Raw genomic sequence first — 17,157 nt, 5'->3', positions numbered from 1 at the left:
GTTCCCTGTTCCCTGTTCCCTGTTCCCTATCCCCTGTTCCCTATCCCCTGTTCCCTGTTCCCTGTTCCCTATCCCCTGTTCCCTGTTCCCTATTCCCTGTTCCCTGTTCCCTATCCCCTGTTCCCTGTTCCCTGTTAAACTAAAGCCAATTCTGGCTGAGTGGGAGACAGACTACCGAAAAAATCATAATGATCTAAAGCTTCTAAAATTCCCCAAGCATAATTGCCTTGGGCAAAGTAAATCTGGGGATAACCCCGTAATTTTTGCAGTTCTTTGCTGTAATTGCCGACAACCACACCCAAGGTATTACCAGTAAGCATTGTTTCATCATTGCCTGATGCCCCAGCTACTAAGAACCGCTTGACAGGTAAGCCCCATTTTAAGGCAATATAACGCAGTGCATCGCCCTTAGAAGCCCGAATTGGTAATAAATCCAGATACATATTATGGCTGTAAATACCTTTGACGGGAAGTTGCAAGCGACGCAAATGACGGACAATTTCTCTAAAACTTGGTGCTTGGCTAGGATCGATAAAGTAACTAATTTTAAATTTGTTTTGAGCTTCTGGTGGTTGCAATTCTACGCCGGGGATTTGTTCCATTGCATTGCGAATTGCTTGCGGTTGCCAATAGTAATTAATGTGTTTTTGCCAACTGGTATCTGTGACGATTTGCGGCCCGTAGTAGATTGCGCTACCAGTGGAAGTGATGAGTAAATCGGGCATGGGAAACCGCCATTCTTCCAACATACTCAAGGTGCTTTTGAGACTGCGACCTGTGGCAATACCTACGCCTGTGGTGTGTCCTTCGTCACGGATGCGCTCAATCAATGTTTCTAAAGCTTTGCGATCGCCTAACAGTGTATGGTCAATTTCTGTCACCAAGAAGCGATCGGCTGTCGGTAGGCGGTTAGTCTTGGGTATATTCCAGTCTGGATGTTCCACACTGGGAGATGTTCCCAAGGGACTGAGCAGAGATTGGACTTTTTGTTGCGGAAATAGGCGTAATTTCTCCAAATATTGCTCTACATGACTTTCCCAAGCGAAATGTTTGCGGACATTAGTCAAACCATTATTAGACCAAGTTTGCCATTGTTTAGCATCAGTCAATGTTTTCCGCAGTGCATTCTGGATATCTTGAATATTCAGGGGATCAATCAATAGTCCATTTTGACAGGCGGCGATGATATCCCGTGGGCCGCCGTCCGAAGTGGCGACTATGGGAACACCACAAGCTGTAGCCTCAATCAAAGTTAGCCCAAATGGTTCGGTGAGGGCGGGATTGATAAACACACCTTTAGTTTTAGCTGTCAACCGATATAAATCGGGTACATCATCAGCAGTATGGTGTTTAGGATAGGCAACATGACCATAAAGGTCATAGCGATCAATTAATTGCAGGATTTCTAATAATACTTGGCGTGAGCTTGATTCCATCGTGCTGATGTCATCTCGATTTCCCAAGACAATCACCAAGTTAGCCAGTTGACGCAGTTCTGGATCTTCCCCGTAAGCTTTCACCAAACGACTAACATTTTTACGAATAGCCGGGCGGGAAATAGCCGTAATCATCGGCTTGTCAGGGTTTTTGAGAAATTTCTCTAATTCCTGTTTAATTGGGGGATTTTGCCAATTATCCGGGGCTGGGTAAAAACGTTCTAAAGCCACACCCGGAGGAATTACCACCATCCTGTCTGGTTGATAACGGTCATAAATGCTGTACTGTTCTTCAACTTCTTGATGGGTACTGGCGATGACTAAAGCTGCACCACCAAGGGTGACTTCTTCAGCTTCAATACGTGTACTGATGTGAAAATTGTCTTCTATCGCTTCTTGTTTAGTGCCATGCTCTAATAGTCGTTGTAGCTTCACCCTTCCCAGGGAATGACCTGTATGTACCAGGGGTGTACCTAACCAACCAGCAACACGACTACCCACATAACCAGCATCAGCATAGTGTGTATGAATCACATTCGGGATTCTACCAACCTTGCGAATGTGTCTGAGTAATTCATCTGCAAAAGTATCTAAATGCTGCCACAGAACTTCTTTGCGGAGATAACGACGGGGGCCACAAGCCAAGCGAATAATTTGGGCTTGATCAGAAAGCACTTCTACTGGTTGCGCGTAGTCTGTGCTAACTTTTGGATCTTGTACTAAGCGAGTTACTAAGTCAACTCTGTCTACTTGTGGGTGTTTAGCTAATGTACAGGCGAGTTCTACTACATATTTTGTTTGTCCACCGGTGTCAGCATCTCGTCCTAACTCCAAATTTTGACCTCTAATCAAGCCGTGAACGCTGACTAATAAAATATACAACCCTGAGCTGTGTGACATCATGTCTTCCTCTGTAGTTGACTTTATATAGTGCTATGTTTAGGCTTCTGACACTAAATGACTGTTGAGAGTTATAGACGAAATATTTATAGGGTAGAACAACTCTACACCTTGCCAAACATCTAACGCTTTGCCAAATTTCGCATTCATTTTGTGAATGCTTTATCAGGTGCCAATCAACGTCATCGACCTAAATTAATCTTATGATTCGTTTCTTAATTGCAATAAAATTGACCTCCAGATAACAAGCAGACTCTTGTATATGTTAGCAGCAAGAGCGACATTTATGAGATTTTATAATGTCTAAATAATTGAATTTAGCTTGATAACACTATCAAACTGCGGGGGTTATGTCAAAGTTTAAAGACAAGCTGAACTATGACAAGCAAAGGGTTTAACAGCCGGCGTGGCTCATTGATTTAGAGGGTTTTTGCAGTGTTTATGAGAATATCTCAAGCCAGGAATTTATCTATCTTGAGGATGAGAAATTTAGAGAGATTATCATATTCAGTCGAGATAGAGACAGTAATTATTTTCTCCGTGGGATGGATGCGATGGGGAATGGCGATCGCCTATATCTATTGATAACTAGATGCTGTTTGGGGCAAGCCAGACAACAAGAAAAATAATATTTATTCAACTTTCGGCTATTGCAATTGAATGAACTCAATATTTTAGTCACGGCGATTGGTGCGATCGCCCTATTTCTCGGACTCCTATCTGACTATTTCCGCCGTCATTGGTGGACTAGCGATCCCTTAACAGCAATGCTATTGGGAATATTACTGAGTCCCGTTGGTTTAGGATTAGTTAATCCCAGTGGTTGGGGAATACCAACAGAGGTTGTTTTAGAACAAGCTGCCCGCTTTACACTAGCGATTGGATTAATGGGGGTAGCACTGCGTTTACCCAGAAACTATTTTCTGAATCATTGGCAGCCTTTAGCAGTGCTTCTGGGCTTGGTGATGCCTCTGATGTGGGGCATCAGTGGATTACTCGTTTATGGGATTTTAGAAATACCATTTTGGCAGGCGATGCTGGTTGGTGGAACCGTCACGCCAACTGATCCGATTGTAGCCACGGCGATCGTCACCGGCGTGGTTGCGGAAGATCATCTTCCCAACAGGCTACGACATATCATTTCTGCCGAGTCGGGGGCGAATGATGGTTTAGCTTATCCCTTTGTACTGTTGTCGATTCTGATGCTGAAGCGCGTACCCACAGATGCACTATCTCACTGGTTTATTCATGTGATTTTGTGGGAAGTTGGCGGTGCTGTCGTTTGTGGGGTAGTTTTAGGTTATTTAGCCGGTCGCCTGTTAGAATGGGCGGAACACAAACAAACAATCGAAAATTCGTCTTTTTTAGGTTATAGTATTGCCCTGTCGCTCACAGCACTAGGTACTGGTAAGTTAATAGGAACAGATGGCATTCTGGTGGTATTTGTGGCGGGAATGGCTTTTGGTAATGCGATTAGAGGTAACGAAAGAGCAGAAGAGGATAACGTTCAAGAAGCAATCAACCGCTTTTTTACCTTACCGGTTTTTATATTGTTGGGGTTGACAATTCCTTGGCAACAATGGTTAGCTTTGGGATGGGGAAATTTAGTTTTATTGGTGGTGACAATCTTACTACTACGCAGAATACCTGTGATTTTGCTACTCAATCGCTACATTCAGCCTATCAGAAATATACCAGAAGCCTTGTTTGTAGGGTGGTTTGGCCCGATTGGTGTAGCTGCCATGTTTTACGCTGGTTATTCTCTGCGAGAAACAGGAGTAGAAGAAGTTTGGTCAGTTTCCAGTTTAATGATTTGTGCTTCTATTATTGCCCAAGGCTTAAGTGCGACTCCCTTAACCAAACTCTACGGTAAATATATGAATCAAAAGCGGCAGTCTGCAACGACAAGCCGATGATGGAAAATTATTTGCAGATATTGAGATACTACCCTATAATTCCTCCCACGCTTGGCGGATACGCCGTGATTTAATTTCACCTCTAGGTGAACAAACTGGACACCCGCAAGGTTTATTGCCATGCGCCTCTGGATAATATCGCCAACCTAAAACTTGAGGTAAACTTCTAATCCGGTAAATCTCATTAGCTGCGATTTGACGGGGAATAAACACCTCGTAACCTTGAGCATTTTCAGCTTGCATAATAATTCTGGCTGCTTCTGCCACAGTGGTATGTAGATGACGCTTATTGTAGTGTCCAACGTAAACATCCTGCTCATCAGGAATCCGAAAATAAACACCACAAATACTTTTGTGTCCAGAACGCTTTAGTTCCCGCAACCACTGATGAGAAACATAGTAATTAGGAATAATCGGCATGGCAAACACACCATAAGGATAATCAAGTCTGTAGAATTTAGACTTGATTCCAGAGCGCAACACCGAATTGCGATTATTTAATGAGGTGAGGTGAACTAGCAACACCATTATTTTATTACTGTATTTAACAACATAAAAATAAGGGGATGTGATTGTCACATCCCCTTATTTATGAATAACAGATTTACTGCCAAATGTAGAGCATGATAAACAAAACAATCCAGATAACATCGACGAAGTGCCAAAACAAAGAAGTAGCATTTACGCCGAAGTGACCTGTATCGTAATTGCCAGGAATAAATGAACGCAACAGCACAATCAACTGTAACAAAATCCCGGTCAAAACGTGCAAACCGTGGAAACCAGTCAACAGGTAGAACATCCCGCCAAAAGTTCCAGAGGTAAAACCAAACTCCAGATGACTCCACTCAATGGCTTGTCCTACCAAAAAGTAGCTACCCATAGCCATTGTTGCTAATAACAAAACGCGGAATCTCCATAAATCTTCGCGTTTGAGGGCGACTTCTGCAAAGTAAATCACAAAGCTACTAGCAACCAGCACCACAGTATTAATCGCTGGTTCTGTCACTTCTAACCCGGAAACACCAGACGGTAGCCAATCAGGATTATTGAGTTTGTAGACAATATACCCAGCAAAAAAGCTTAAGAAAATCACACTTTCAGACAATAAAAAGACAATAAAACCAAACATCTTATTGCCTTCTTCGTCGTGGCCATGTTCATGGCTGACGTGGTGCAATTCATTTGCAGATAAGGAACTGTCCATAGGGGTGTAAAGGTGTAAGGGTGTAAGGGTGTAAGGGTGTGGAGGTGGGTTTTTCCATATCGTTCTACTCCTACACCTCTTTTCAATTTCATGAGACTGGGATTGAGGACTTATGTACGTGTCATCATCAAAGTCTTGTGTAGGGTGCGTCAGAAGCGATAATTGGGTAAAAAGTCACAGATTTTCAACATCTGACGCACCCTACTAATGTGCCAGTTGCATAAGTCCTGGGGTTAAAACAAGTCAACACTCATTAATCAAAGAGTCAGCAATGCAGTTATATCTTGATTTGAAGGTTTGCCAAGAAGCAATAGAGAAATAGGTAGGTGAGAGTGTAACGGTGTCAGGGTGTCAGGGAGGAATTTATATTTATTCTTTCCCCTATACCCCTACACCCCTACACCCCTACACCCTTCTCTTGTGCAACTAAAGGCTCAGATTTACCGTAACCGTAGGGTTCAGAAATCACCACGGGGATTTCTTCAAAGTTTTCTACTGGTGGGGGAGAAGATACCAACCACTCTAAACCAATCGCCCGCCAAGGGTTAGCAGGTGCTTTCTCGCCTTGCATCCAAGAAACCACCATATTGAAGATGAAGGGTAAAGTGGACATACCCAGTAAAAACGCACCCAAACTAGCCACAATATTCCAAGCTTCATACTCTGGTGCGTAGGAAGCAACTCGGCGCAACATCCCTTGTAAACCTAATGGGTGCATGGGGAAGAAGTTAAGGTTAGTACCGATGAATGCTAACCAGAAGTGGATTTGACCCCAACCTTCAGAGTACATCCGCCCAGTCATTTTGGGAAACCAATGATAAATGGCGGCATACATCCCCATCGTTACAGTACCGTAGAGGACATAGTGGAAGTGTCCAACTACGAAGTAGGTGTTATTAACGTGAACATCCACGGGTACAGAAGAAAGCATAATGCCGACGATACCCGCAAACACGAACAGAATCAAGCCACCCAAAGCAAACAGCATGGGTGTAGTTAGGCGGATTTTGCCACCCCAGATAGTTGCTACCCAAGCAAACACTTTAATTCCTGTAGGTACAGATACCAACATGGTGGTTAGCATGAACACCATCCGCATCCAAGCAGGTGTACCACTGACATACATGTGGTGTACCCAAACAATTGCACTGACCACAGCAATCAACATTGAGGACAGGGCAACTACTTTGTAGCCAAATAGGGGTTTACGGGAATAAACGGGGAAGATTTCCGAGAAAATGCCGAAGATGGGCAGAATAATCACGTAAACAGCAGGGTGGGAGTAAAACCAAAAGTAATGTTGGAACATTACCGGATTACCGCCATTGCTGGGGTTGAAAAAGCCAGTCCCAACGGTGAGGTCAAGTAGCAGCATGACTGCACCTGCTGTTAAGGCAGGTAAGCCAAACAATTGAATAATCTGCGCGCTAAATACAGCCCAAACAAACAAAGGCATCCGAAAGAAGCCCATCCCAGGCGCACGCATCTTAACAATGGTGGTAACAAAGTTGACAGCCCCCATGATGGAGGAGACACCAGAAATCGCCACTGCTAACAGCCAGATAACTTGACCATTAATTAAGTTACCTGTGGGGTTCTGCAAACTGACGGGAGGATACGCCCACCAACCAGATTGGGCAGGGCCGCCAGGTACAAAGAAGCTGGCCATTAATAAAATCCCGACTACGGGAACCATCCAAAAGGCGGCGGCGTTGAGGCGAGGAAAGGCCATATCCCGCGCCCCAATCATCAAGGGGACGAGATAGTTAGCTAGACCAACTAAGGAGGGGAATGTCCACAAGAACAGCATCACAGTTCCGTGCATGGTGAACATTCCGTTATAAACGGTGCGGTCTACTAAGTCTGATTCGGGGGTGATGAGTTCTCCCCGCAGAATCATGGCGAAGATACCACCGACAAGAAAGAAGATGAAAGATGTAACGAGGTATTGAATACCTATCACTTTATGGTCGGTGCTGAAGCTGAAATATTCTTTCCAGCCACCGGGGGATGGGTGGTGAGGCTTCTCCACAGGGAGATTCAGCCTATCAACAGGGATATTTGTCATTGTTGAGGTTCCTTTTATCCGGGATAATTAACCACAGGTGCGGCAGCAGGTGCGACTGTTTCCCAGCCTGATTTCATTGAGCGTTTCACTGCTTGCGCGAATTCAGTAGCGGCTTGGTTGTAGGCTGGTATGGGTTTGTGACTAGCAGCTTTGGTTAACCATTTGTGATAATCTTCTGGAGATTCCACAACCACGTTTGCCTCCATTGTGGCGAAGTATGTACCGCTATATTGGGAGTCGGTGAGACGATATTGACCTTCGCGGGTGGGGGTAAATTCAAAGTCGATGGTGTGGTTAGGAACGATGTCTTGTTTGAGGCGAAAAGCTGGGATATAAAAGCCGTGAAGTACGTCTTCTGAGTGTAGGGCTAAATGTACCCGGCGATCGCTTGGTAAATGCAGTTCGGTGCTAGTAATATTTTTTTCGGGATAGTGGAACACCCAAGCCCATTGTTTAGCTATGACATCAATGTTTTCGGTGGGTACTTCTGAAACTACTTGAGTTTCTTCTTCGGTTGCAGCAATAGCCGATTTCATCGCTATCGGGTTATGCAAATGTGCTAATGCACCTGCTCCTTGAATACCCATTTCTTCGTAGATTTGATAGCTATAGCCGGCAATCCAAAATACTAACAGAATGGGAATGGCTGTCCAAACTACTTCTAGGGCGATATTACCTTCAATGTGGGGGCCATCGCTCCAGTCGTCTTTGTCTGCCCGATGGAAAATTAAAGAATACATGACAATGGCAGTGACTCCCAGGAAGATAAATGCACCTAGAGTCACTAAAAAGCTGAATAAATCATCAATTAAGTGAGATTCAGCCGCAGCTTGTGGAGGCAACCAGGAGTAAGCCTGTTTACCTATCCACATACTTATAGTAGAAATGGCGATCGCACCTACTACTAAGGTCAAAATACCTAAAAACTTCCCAAATTTCATGGTCACAAATCCTACCTTCTTTGACTGGGTTACTTAAGTGCATTGTTGAGGTCTTCACCCAATCGCAGCAAGCTATCGGCGGTATTGTGTACGCCAAACTCAGCAGCTAGTTGCGCCCCTAGGGTGCCGTGGATGTACATAATGAACATGATGGCTATACCTGCTGCCAAATAGCTCCATTGCACTTGTTTATCTTCTGCTAAAGACCAAACGTAGCGTTGCCATGCTCTCCACAGAGTCATCACGGCAATTAGTCCTAAGAGGAAGACACCTCCTACCCCATGCCATAACATGGTTTGCATGGCTTGTAATCCCCAAGCACTTTTGATCTCAGGGGTTGGGGTGGCTAAAAACATTTCGTAAAACCCTGCTCCCACTGTGAAAAAGGTGATCACGGTAGAACCTACCATGTTGTACCAACCAACATCAAAGAAGTTATCCCGTTCTACAGTAATGCCCAAAAATTTGAATACCCATTTTTGGGTGGGAAACAGTACGCCGACAATATCAAAGATAATCCCAATGATAAACAAGCCTAACGTTAGGTGTACGAGGTTGGGATGAATGGGAATTGTGTAAGGTAGTCCGTTAGCTCCTAATGGAATGTTTAATTGTTCAATCAGTTCTGAGTTCATGGCACAATACCATCCTTGACAGCTTCAACAACTGGGACTGTATGCAGTCCATATACCCAAACCAGTTCATCACCGAGATATACTTGCAAACCCACAATTGCAACTAAAATTAGTCCTGCACCCAAGTAATGAAAGGGTACTTTTTGCGGGTTGCGAGAGCGGATAACATACCGCCAAGCTGTAATCGCTGCCAAAATTCCAGACAGTGACCAACCAATTAGTGTATGCAAGTTCAATACTGACTTAGCAACTTCATAGGGTTTTGCTAAACCAGCTTCAAACTGACCGAAAATAATCGCCACAAAAATGGCGACAGTAGCCACAAACATATTCCACCAGCCGACTTCATAAAGACGAGTCTTACCAGTTAAATACGCAATTAAGTCACACACGAAACTAAACAACACCATCGCAATTACGAAGTGAACAACGATGGGGTGAATCGTATCCGGGTAAGGCAAATTGTGGTCGTTCAATGATGTAAGATAATCAAGCATTCTACTCTCCTAGACATATCTGCCGCACCTCAGTAAAACTCCAATGATTGACATTCACTCACATCAAGATAGGCATTCACCCATGACCGGATTTTATTAATCAGATGTACGCGGCGCAGTCCGGTTATGCCAGTGATAGCCTGTTTGTTGCCAAATTGGGTGAGGCTATTATTTATAGTCAATGATTGAGTTTATTTCATTTGTTCATACTGATACGCTACAACAGCTATTTTTTTATTTACTTAACAAAATTGCCATTGTTTGTTGATTCGGTGAGACCTATCTATTAGCTTAAGGATTTTTTTAAGACTTGTCAAAAGAAATTATAAGAATTTTTAGAATTAATTGAAATAGCAAAAATAAGCAGTTTATAATGTATCTTCTCTAGCGGTTTTAGTATATGGCATATACAAAATTTTTAAATGTGCAGTAGCAACAATCGCCAAATATTGATTTGTGATGTGAATTACAATTGTTATTTGACTAATCATAAATATATGCAATAAAAACAATGAATAACTCTATTACTAGAATAAACCCTACTAATTAAAAATAATGTTTAGTCAAGGGTGAGCATTACTTGAAAAGTAGGGTGTGTAACAGTGCCAGATGTCACGCACCAGATAATCCTAGACCCTAGAGAGAATAAATGATTATTACAAACCCACCCGGAGCAGCTGCCGTACTTTTACTTAAGCGGTAGACTAGAAGCACAGGTAGTAATTTAAGGAACGTTATGATGAGCGATCGCGACTACACACTAATCATTGACAAAAGCGGTAGTATGTCTACCCCAGACCAAGTTGGTGGTAGAAGCAGATGGGAAATAGCCCAAGAATCTACCTTAGCTCTAGCCAGAAAGTGCGAACAATTTGACCCAGATGGCATTACAGTTTATGTATTTTCCGGCAAATTCAAACGTTATGACGACGTTACCTCCGCCAAAGTCGCCCAAATCTTTCTCGAAAATGACCCAGCCGGGACAACGAACTTAGCAGGTGTCCTGCAAGATGCACTCAATAATTACTTTCAACGCAAAGCATCTGGTAGCACTAAACCCAATGGTGAAACAATTTTAGTCATTACTGACGGTGAACCAGACGATCGCAAAGCAGTTTTTGAAGTAATTATCCAAGCTACACGCCAGATGGAGCGAGATGAAGAATTGGGTATTTCCATGATTCAAGTAGGTTCAGATGCCCAAGCTACTAAGTTTCTCAAAGCTTTAGACGACCAATTACAAGGTGTCGGTGCTAAATTCGATATTTGCGACACCATCACCTTAGAAGACTTAGAAGATATGAGTCTCGCAGATGTTTTGATGAATGCGGTTACTGATTAGTCAAAGGTCGCTGCGCTCCTAATTCAAAATTCACGCATACCCTACGGGAAGGCAAGCCTACAAAATTCAAAATTAAAGACAGTGATTGTGGGCTTGAAGCTACTACTGATTTGTTATGATTTAAAAAAATAGTGGTAGCCTGTAAGCAAAATTAATCAATTCAAAAATTTATTTTTTCTTTATTTTGAATGAGAAAGTTTTGCCTTTTGAAGTTTAAAAAGGTCAATAGTCAATAGCTATTAAGTTAATAGTCGTAACTAAAACCATGTTAGAAAATCGTGATTACACATTAATTATTGACAAAAGCGGGAGCATGGCTACCCCAGATCAAAAGGGTGGTAGAAGTAGATGGGTAGCTGCTCAAGAATCTACCTTTGCCTTGGCGAGTAAATGCGAACAACTTGACCCAGATGGCATTACTATATATGTCTTTTCTGGCAGATTTAAACGATATGAAAATGTTACTGCTGCTAAGGTAGCGCAAATTTTTCAAGAAAATGATCCTGCTGGAACAACTGATTTAGCGGCTGTACTGAAACACGCCACTGATGATTATTTTCAACGCAAAGCCTCTGGACAAACTAAACCCAACGGTGAAACAATTTTAGTGGTTACTGATGGTGAACCAGACGACCGCAAAGCGGTAATGAAAGTAATTATTGAAGCATCTCGGCGGATGGATAGAGATGAAGAATTAGCCCTGTCTTTCATCCAAGTCGGTACAGATGCCCAAGCTACCCGCTTTCTCAAAGTTTTGGATGACGAACTGCAAAGTGCAGGAGCAAAATTTGATATCTGCGACACCATTACAATGGAAGATATGGAAGATTTCAGCCTCTCGGAAGTGTTACTAAATGCGATTATTGATTAGCATATAGGGAGTGGGTACGGGCGGGTTTCAGGAGTAAGTTTGTGGGTAGACAAAATTCTGAACAAACCCGCCCATAGAGTAGTAGGAAATTACTTAGAGTATATCAGGGAAGTACAGGAAATTATAACTAATAACTAATAACTAATGACTAATAACTAATGACTATGGATTCTATAGACAAACTACTAGCGCAAATCAAAGCTGAATACGATAGCGAACAACCACAAAAAGCACAACCACAACCACAGCCAAATGTGATTAAACCCTCCAGCCCACCTGTCAGCAAGTCAGCATCTTTAATTGATAATATACTCTCAGAAGTTCAAGCTGATTTTGCTGCTCAAGATGCGGCTGAGGAATTAAGAAAGCAGCAAGAAATAGAACAAGAAAGAATTCGCCAAGAACAAATCAAAGCCAAACAAAGAGAAGCTTTGCAAAAGCAAGCTAAGGATTGGTTAGCAAAATTAGAGCCATTCTCACCTGAAGGACTTTGGTTTGAAAGATTTGCGGAAAACTATCCTTCTAAACTAGAAGCAGCAATTGAATATTTACAAACCCAATAACACCAATTAACCTTTACTTAAATTAAATTTAACTATAGGAATCATATTTTATTTCTGAAAAAAACTCAGTACACCTCTATTCCCTCTTTTCTTGTTCCCTGTTCCCTTTTTGTGATAAATAATGCTTAATAGCCCATTCGTGCATCGCATAGAGAATTGGCTGTAAACTTGCGCCCAAAGGAGTTAATGAATATTCTACCTTTGGGGGGATTTGTGCGTAAACTTGTCGGTGTATAATTCCATCTTCTTCTAATTCTCGTAATTGTTGGGTGAGCATTTTCTGTGTAATTCCAGGTAAGGAACGCTGCAATTCTCCAAACCTTTGTACACCTGACATTAACTCTCTGATAATTAAAACCTTCCAGCGTCCGCCAATAACTTTGAGAGTGGTTTCAACTTCACAAGTCAGCCTATCATCTTGTTTTGCTTCAGCTTTCATAGTTACTTTTTAGTGCGTACTTTTCTGATTAACTGTATATATTTTAAAATCTCTTAGGCAAGTGTTTTTACTTGACCATAAATTTTGTTGTATACCTGTATTGGGGTAATTTTTTTATGGCGAATATCCTGCACATTGATACTAGCCCTCGTGGTGAACGTTCAATTTCCCGCGCCCTGTCTTATGAATTTATTACAGGTTGGAAAGACACTCATCCTGGGGATACAGTCACTTACCGGGATTTAGGACATAATCCTGTGCCTCATGTAGACGAATCTTGGATTGCGGCTGCTTTTTCACCCCCAGAGGCACGTACACCAGAATTGAAGGAAGCACTTAAGCTGTCGGATAGCCTAATTGATGAATTTCTCGCCGCCGATCGCTATGTTTTTGGCGTACCGATGTATAATTTGAATATTCCCGCAAATTTCAAAGCTTACATCGACCAAATTGTGCGCGTTGGACGTACCTTTGCAGTTGAGGAGAATGGCTATAAAGGTTTAGTAGATAGCAGTAAGAAAGTATTAATCATTACCTCTCGTGCTGATAACTTTTCCCCAGGAACACCCTTAGAAAGTTATGATTTTCAAGAACCCTATCTTCGCACTATTTTAGGTTTTATTGGACTGACTGATGTTACCTTTATCCACGTCCAAAACCTCCACATGGCTGATGAGGTACGTCAGAAGTCTTTAGCCGCAGCTAGGGAAGCGATCGCTCAAGCTGTAGCCAACTGGTAAAGTTAGTAGTAAGGACTTTAGTCATGAAAAAAATAAGGACTAAAGTCCTTACTACTAACTATTGAACAATAAAACCATCACTACAAACCCTGAAAATATTTTTTACGAAATTTGCTGTTGATTTTCTGAATAAATAACTTGAATAAACGCCCTCTCGTCAAACTGGGAATATTACCGGGATGATGTTGTTTGTGGTCAAAAAACTCGTTTAATTCTGCTAAAATTACTTGCAGACGCTTCATAATATTTTCATAGCGATACTCAGCAAAAAAAGCTTCAGACAAAGTTGGTGATATACCAGAGTTAATCACCTTCATAATTCTTTTAACATCATATTTTAGCGAATAACCAGCAATTTTATCACAATTAAATCCAGGGTCTAAATAATCAGAAAGTCCACCATTAACACTAGAAAAAACCTGACAACCGCAAGCCATCGCTTCCATTGGTTGCAAACCAAAACCCTCACTGACATTCTGTTGCGCCCAATATTCAGCCGAGTCATACAGATAAACTTTAGCTCGATTAAATAATCCAGGTAAATCCTCAACATAAGAATTAACTACCTGGACTTGACATTGTTGTTGTAAAGCGGGAATTAATTGATTTAATAAATACTCAGAAGATTTTCTAGTCTGGACTAAAACATCAATATCCCTTTCTAAATGTAAATTTTTAAATTCCGCACTAATTTCATTAGGTAAGTAATAAATCAAAGAGTTGGGAGACTTTTGACCCCAGTAACCCATTGTGTTACGACTGACGGTAATGATGGGAATACTCGCGGGTAAATTGAATTTATAACCCGCACTATGAGCATGATAAACAACATGATAGGGCTGGAGTTTGGCAGCTAATTTAGCTATGTCAAATCCCCAGCTAATTACAAAAATTACATCATCTAAATTTGGTTGTTGCAGCAGGTCATCTAAAAAGAGTTTATCTGTTTCTCGTTGTTTATAAGTGACCACATCTGCACTACAAACTTGTTGAGCCAGTTTAAAGGTTTTTAACTCAGCCCATAAACCACCACAAGCAAATTTACCACCTGTTCCTGGCACTAAAAAGTAAAGTTTTCGCATTACCAATTAAAAATTAAGAATTATGCTCTCGCCAGTTTACCTTGACAAAATGCCCTTGACGACCCCAAACGTCGCGAGACATAGTGATATTTTCTACTGATAGGTTAAACGGAATGGCGGTGGTCACGTATCGCTGGGCTATTGTACCTAAATCTGGTGCTATTTCAGCTGCGGTAGTTGCTGCTAACCCCAAGCCGATTAATTGCTCAACCGGGCGGAATGGTAACATCACAGTTACACCCATTGCTAGCCCTGCCGTTAATAACATGGCGACTGATAAATTGGTACCGCAACGGGGATGTACAGCTAAATCCCATTCGCCGTGAGTGAGACGGTGGAGAGCCAGGTTAACGGCTCGGCGTAAATCGCTGATATTCACTTCACCATAGAGGTAAAATCCCTGATCTGTGGACAAACCACCCAGCATTTCGTTATCCAGTTGAATTTTGCTTGGTCTAACTCTGGAAGATTGAATATTTCTAGTTTCACTCAAAACCCAAACTGTGGCGTGTTCAAGGGCGTGAACTTGGCGCAGCATTAAAATTTCTTTCAACCCAGGGACAAAAGATAGCTGTTTGAGTAAATCAGCGTCTTGTGTGGGTTGGGGTGTTGTTAAGTCAAGATTAAAAAAGTTAAAAGGGGAGAAGTTATCAATAAAAGCAGCAGAGGTATTCATATAAACACTGCATCCCAAGCTGATAGAGCAATATAGATTTCTTACCAATGTAACGTTTGAAGCCTGGGATTGTTGCTAATTTTTGTTTATTGCCACAGGAACAGAAAAAATTTAGGTGTTTGTGTGTGAAATTTGTCGTTGATACAGTTTTGGATAAACTGTATCAACGGGGAAAATAGCAACCCACGATAACTAAACAGTCAAGTGTTGCTTTCTGCTTGATTTTGACGTTGGTAAGATTTGCGCTAGAGGTTCACCATGAAAAAAGCGTGAGGAGAAAACAATGAGTAAACCGTCAAAATTAGCCGTGTTGTGTTGCATTCCAGAAAAAATTAACAGCCACGCGCAACGCACTAAATAGCGTCTGCAAGCGGTTTATTCGTTCTGGTTAGGTAGAGGACAACAATTAACATCATTCAAGCAGACTTTACCCCACTGTAAAGCCCAGCGAACAAGAGCCACACGGTTTTCCGTTCGGGTCTTGTCCAGAATGTTGCTGATGTGGTTATCAACGGTGCGCTTGCTAATTTCCAGTTTCGCTGCAATTTCTTGGTTAGTTAAGCCAGCGGCCACTAAGTCGATAATTTGCAGTTCTCTGTCTGACAGACTAACAGGGGTCTGAGACTCGCCACCAGCCATGAGTTATTCTATCCTCCGTTGGTATATGTACTTATCGCTTTCTTAATTCTACAAAGATTCTTCTGTCTGTAGGGATTTCAAGTGTTAACTGCTATACGATTGAGCAAATTTTTTTTCTTTTTTCAACGGATAGAAATTTGATAAATTCCTATAAAAGGTATTAAGTTAAACTAGCTAATGCGATAAATTACTTAAACAATGGAACTGTTAAATGCTGATAAATTGAGAATTTCCCTTGATTATAAGTAGCAAAATTTACTCAAAACTGGCAGGATTTAGATCCCCGACTTCTCAAAGAAGTCGGGGATCTGAGGTTATGTGAAAAATTTAAAATGAGATGAGCAATCCCTGTGAAGACTAAAAATGAGATGAGTAATCCCCGTGTTTTGTGTCTCGGTGAAATTTTATTCGATTGTTTAGCTGACCAGTTAGGGCTAAAGTTGGAAGAGGTGAAGTCTTGGACTCCCTACCCAGGGGGCGCACCTGCTAATGTTGCTTGTGCTTTGGTGAAGTTGGGAACTCCGGCTGGGTTTATTGGTGCGGTGGGGGAAGATGAACCAGGCGATGAACTGGTGAAGCTATTACAAGAAGTAGGTGTAGATACAACGGGTGTACAACGTCATCCTACTGCGCCCACGCGCCAAGTTTATGTAGTGCGGGATTTGGCGGGCGATCGCAATTTTGCTGGCTTTGGGCAGTATGATACTTCTGAGTTTGCTGATACTCGTCTGCAAGCCAAGCAGCTACCAGAGTCTCTGTTTCGAGATGCCGATTTTTTGGTTTTGGGGACTTTGGAATTAGCTTACCCTGACAGCGAAAAGGCGACTCATCGCGCTTTGGAACTGGCTGAACAGTATGATTTGAAGATTGTGCTAGATGTGAACTGGCGACCAGTTTTTTGGCAAGATGAAAATATTGCTCGCCAAAAAATTCAGGAAATCTTTAAGCGAGTCGATTTTGTCAAACTCTCGAAGGAAGAGGCTGAATGGCTTTTTGATACCGCAGACCCCGGTGCTATCACTTACCGTTTAGGTTCAGTTGACGGGGTTTTGGTGACTGATGGTGAACATGGCTGTGCCTATTGTTTGGGTGAGAATGAAGGTAAGTTACCTGCTTTTGCTGTGGATGTGGCTGATACCACTGGTGCAGGAGATAGCTTTTTAGCAGGGTTCATTCATCAACTCAGTCAACAAGGTATCCACAAC

At 42.1% G+C, this 17,157-nt stretch carries 18 protein-coding genes; 7 read left to right on the top strand and 11 right to left on the bottom strand.

Annotation, left to right across the window (positions count from 1 at the left end):
* Positions 1–134: 134 nt before the first annotated feature.
* Positions 135–2,336: an HAD-IIB family hydrolase gene (locus A3775_RS13600; protein WP_066425387.1), complete on the bottom strand. Its 2,202-nt coding sequence runs from the start codon at positions 2,334–2,336 to the stop codon at positions 135–137.
* 441 nt (positions 2,337–2,777) lie between these two features.
* Between A3775_RS13600 and A3775_RS24260 the strand changes: the two genes are divergently transcribed.
* Together A3775_RS24260 and A3775_RS13595 are read left to right on the top strand one after the other, a co-directional pair.
* A complete protein-coding gene (locus tag A3775_RS24260) occupies positions 2,778–2,921 on the top strand; it encodes a hypothetical protein (RefSeq protein WP_156481631.1) in 144 nt (47 codons plus the stop codon).
* A 65-nt stretch (positions 2,922–2,986) separates the two neighbouring features.
* Positions 2,987–4,252 carry a cation:proton antiporter gene (locus tag A3775_RS13595; RefSeq protein WP_197480150.1) on the top strand — a complete coding sequence of 422 codons (1,266 nt, stop codon included), beginning with the start codon at positions 2,987–2,989 and terminating at the stop codon, positions 4,250–4,252.
* Between the two features lie 33 nt (positions 4,253–4,285).
* On the opposite strand, the gene A3775_RS13590 is transcribed toward A3775_RS13595, so the two are convergent.
* From A3775_RS13590 to A3775_RS13565, 6 genes are all read right to left on the bottom strand, one after another.
* Positions 4,286–4,780: a hypothetical protein gene (locus tag A3775_RS13590; protein WP_066384710.1), complete on the bottom strand. Its 495-nt coding sequence runs from the start codon at positions 4,778–4,780 to the stop codon at positions 4,286–4,288.
* A 76-nt stretch (positions 4,781–4,856) separates the two neighbouring features.
* The gene (locus A3775_RS13585) at positions 4,857–5,459 is read right to left on the bottom strand and encodes a heme-copper oxidase subunit III (RefSeq protein ID WP_066384712.1); all 603 of its coding nucleotides are present in this window, start codon (positions 5,457–5,459) and stop codon (positions 4,857–4,859) included.
* Positions 5,460–5,856: 397 nt separating this feature from the next.
* Positions 5,857–7,527: a cytochrome c oxidase subunit I gene (gene ctaD / locus A3775_RS13580; protein WP_066425383.1), complete on the bottom strand. Its 1,671-nt coding sequence runs from the start codon at positions 7,525–7,527 to the stop codon at positions 5,857–5,859.
* Between the two features lie 14 nt (positions 7,528–7,541).
* Positions 7,542–8,468, bottom strand: a complete 927-nt coding sequence (locus tag A3775_RS13575) for a cytochrome c oxidase subunit II (RefSeq protein ID WP_066425382.1) — start codon at positions 8,466–8,468, stop codon at positions 7,542–7,544.
* A gap of 29 nt (positions 8,469–8,497) precedes the next feature.
* On the bottom strand, positions 8,498–9,103 hold the full coding sequence (locus A3775_RS13570; protein WP_066384721.1) for a DUF2231 domain-containing protein: 606 nt from the start codon (positions 9,101–9,103) through the stop codon (positions 8,498–8,500).
* On the bottom strand, positions 9,100–9,600 hold the full coding sequence (locus A3775_RS13565) for a DUF2231 domain-containing protein (protein ID WP_066384724.1): 501 nt from the start codon (positions 9,598–9,600) through the stop codon (positions 9,100–9,102). The genes A3775_RS13570 and A3775_RS13565 overlap by 4 nt, the downstream gene beginning before the upstream one ends.
* A 736-nt stretch (positions 9,601–10,336) precedes the next feature.
* Here A3775_RS13565 and A3775_RS13560 point away from each other — a divergent pair.
* The 3 genes from A3775_RS13560 to A3775_RS13550 all read left to right on the top strand — a co-directional run bounded on the left by A3775_RS13560 (position 10,337) and on the right by A3775_RS13550 (position 12,376).
* Complete coding sequence (locus tag A3775_RS13560) at positions 10,337–10,942, top strand: VWA domain-containing protein (protein ID WP_066384730.1); 606 nt, start codon at positions 10,337–10,339, stop codon at positions 10,940–10,942.
* A gap of 265 nt (positions 10,943–11,207) precedes the next feature.
* Positions 11,208–11,813, top strand: coding sequence for a VWA domain-containing protein (locus A3775_RS13555; protein ID WP_066425380.1), 606 nt, complete (start codon positions 11,208–11,210; stop codon positions 11,811–11,813).
* Between the two features lie 164 nt (positions 11,814–11,977).
* The gene (locus tag A3775_RS13550) at positions 11,978–12,376 is read left to right on the top strand and encodes a salt stress protein, Slr1339 family (protein WP_066384732.1); all 399 of its coding nucleotides are present in this window, start codon (positions 11,978–11,980) and stop codon (positions 12,374–12,376) included.
* A 76-nt stretch (positions 12,377–12,452) separates the two neighbouring features.
* Here A3775_RS13550 and A3775_RS13545 read toward each other — a convergent pair whose 3' ends face one another.
* The gene (locus A3775_RS13545; RefSeq protein WP_066425378.1) at positions 12,453–12,815 is read right to left on the bottom strand and encodes a helix-turn-helix domain-containing protein; all 363 of its coding nucleotides are present in this window, start codon (positions 12,813–12,815) and stop codon (positions 12,453–12,455) included.
* 116 nt (positions 12,816–12,931) lie between these two features.
* Here A3775_RS13545 and A3775_RS13540 point away from each other — a divergent pair, with 116 nt between their 5' ends.
* On the top strand, positions 12,932–13,555 hold the full coding sequence (locus A3775_RS13540; protein WP_066425376.1) for an FMN-dependent NADH-azoreductase: 624 nt from the start codon (positions 12,932–12,934) through the stop codon (positions 13,553–13,555).
* 80 nt (positions 13,556–13,635) lie between these two features.
* Here A3775_RS13540 and A3775_RS13535 read toward each other — a convergent pair whose 3' ends face one another.
* From A3775_RS13535 to A3775_RS13525, 3 genes are all read right to left on the bottom strand, one after another.
* Complete coding sequence (locus A3775_RS13535) at positions 13,636–14,637, bottom strand: glycosyltransferase (protein WP_066425375.1); 1,002 nt, start codon at positions 14,635–14,637, stop codon at positions 13,636–13,638.
* Between the two features lie 13 nt (positions 14,638–14,650).
* Positions 14,651–15,313 (bottom strand): DUF6391 domain-containing protein, encoded by a 663-nt coding sequence (locus A3775_RS13530; protein ID WP_066425374.1) that lies wholly within the window; start codon positions 15,311–15,313, stop codon positions 14,651–14,653.
* A 375-nt stretch (positions 15,314–15,688) separates the two neighbouring features.
* Entirely contained in the window at positions 15,689–15,952 is a 264-nt protein-coding gene (locus A3775_RS13525) for a LuxR C-terminal-related transcriptional regulator (RefSeq protein ID WP_015139971.1), read from the bottom strand.
* A gap of 368 nt (positions 15,953–16,320) precedes the next feature.
* On the opposite strand from A3775_RS13525, the gene A3775_RS13520 reads away from it, so the two are divergent.
* Positions 16,321–17,157, top strand: an 837-nt coding sequence (locus tag A3775_RS13520; RefSeq protein ID WP_082803741.1) for a carbohydrate kinase, incomplete at its 3' end; no start/stop codon positions are given.

The organism is Anabaena sp. 4-3 (assembly GCF_001597745.1).
Classification (GTDB): Bacteria; Cyanobacteriota; Cyanobacteriia; order Cyanobacteriales; family Nostocaceae; genus Trichormus.
Note: the sequence above shows the minus strand (reverse complement) of the source record. Positions and strands in the feature narration are given on the sequence as shown.

Coding starts and splice junctions, on each gene's coding strand:
- A3775_RS13540 (WP_066425376.1), top strand. CDS start 12,932: ATGGCGAATATCCTGCACATTGATACTAGCCCTCGTGGTGAACGTTCA.
- A3775_RS24260 (WP_156481631.1), top strand. CDS start 2,778: ATGAGAATATCTCAAGCCAGGAATTTATCTATCTTGAGGATGAGAAAT.
- A3775_RS13555 (WP_066425380.1), top strand. CDS start 11,208: ATGTTAGAAAATCGTGATTACACATTAATTATTGACAAAAGCGGGAGC.
- A3775_RS13585 (WP_066384712.1), bottom strand. CDS start 5,459: ATGGACAGTTCCTTATCTGCAAATGAATTGCACCACGTCAGCCATGAA.
- ctaD (WP_066425383.1), bottom strand. CDS start 7,527: ATGACAAATATCCCTGTTGATAGGCTGAATCTCCCTGTGGAGAAGCCT.
- A3775_RS13565 (WP_066384724.1), bottom strand. CDS start 9,600: ATGCTTGATTATCTTACATCATTGAACGACCACAATTTGCCTTACCCG.
- A3775_RS13590 (WP_066384710.1), bottom strand. CDS start 4,780: ATGGTGTTGCTAGTTCACCTCACCTCATTAAATAATCGCAATTCGGTG.
- A3775_RS13525 (WP_015139971.1), bottom strand. CDS start 15,952: ATGGCTGGTGGCGAGTCTCAGACCCCTGTTAGTCTGTCAGACAGAGAA.
- A3775_RS13560 (WP_066384730.1), top strand. CDS start 10,337: ATGATGAGCGATCGCGACTACACACTAATCATTGACAAAAGCGGTAGT.
- A3775_RS13600 (WP_066425387.1), bottom strand. CDS start 2,336: ATGTCACACAGCTCAGGGTTGTATATTTTATTAGTCAGCGTTCACGGC.
- A3775_RS13570 (WP_066384721.1), bottom strand. CDS start 9,103: ATGAACTCAGAACTGATTGAACAATTAAACATTCCATTAGGAGCTAAC.
- A3775_RS13545 (WP_066425378.1), bottom strand. CDS start 12,815: ATGAAAGCTGAAGCAAAACAAGATGATAGGCTGACTTGTGAAGTTGAA.
- A3775_RS13575 (WP_066425382.1), bottom strand. CDS start 8,468: ATGAAATTTGGGAAGTTTTTAGGTATTTTGACCTTAGTAGTAGGTGCG.
- A3775_RS13550 (WP_066384732.1), top strand. CDS start 11,978: ATGGATTCTATAGACAAACTACTAGCGCAAATCAAAGCTGAATACGAT.
- A3775_RS13535 (WP_066425375.1), bottom strand. CDS start 14,637: ATGCGAAAACTTTACTTTTTAGTGCCAGGAACAGGTGGTAAATTTGCT.
- A3775_RS13530 (WP_066425374.1), bottom strand. CDS start 15,313: ATGAATACCTCTGCTGCTTTTATTGATAACTTCTCCCCTTTTAACTTT.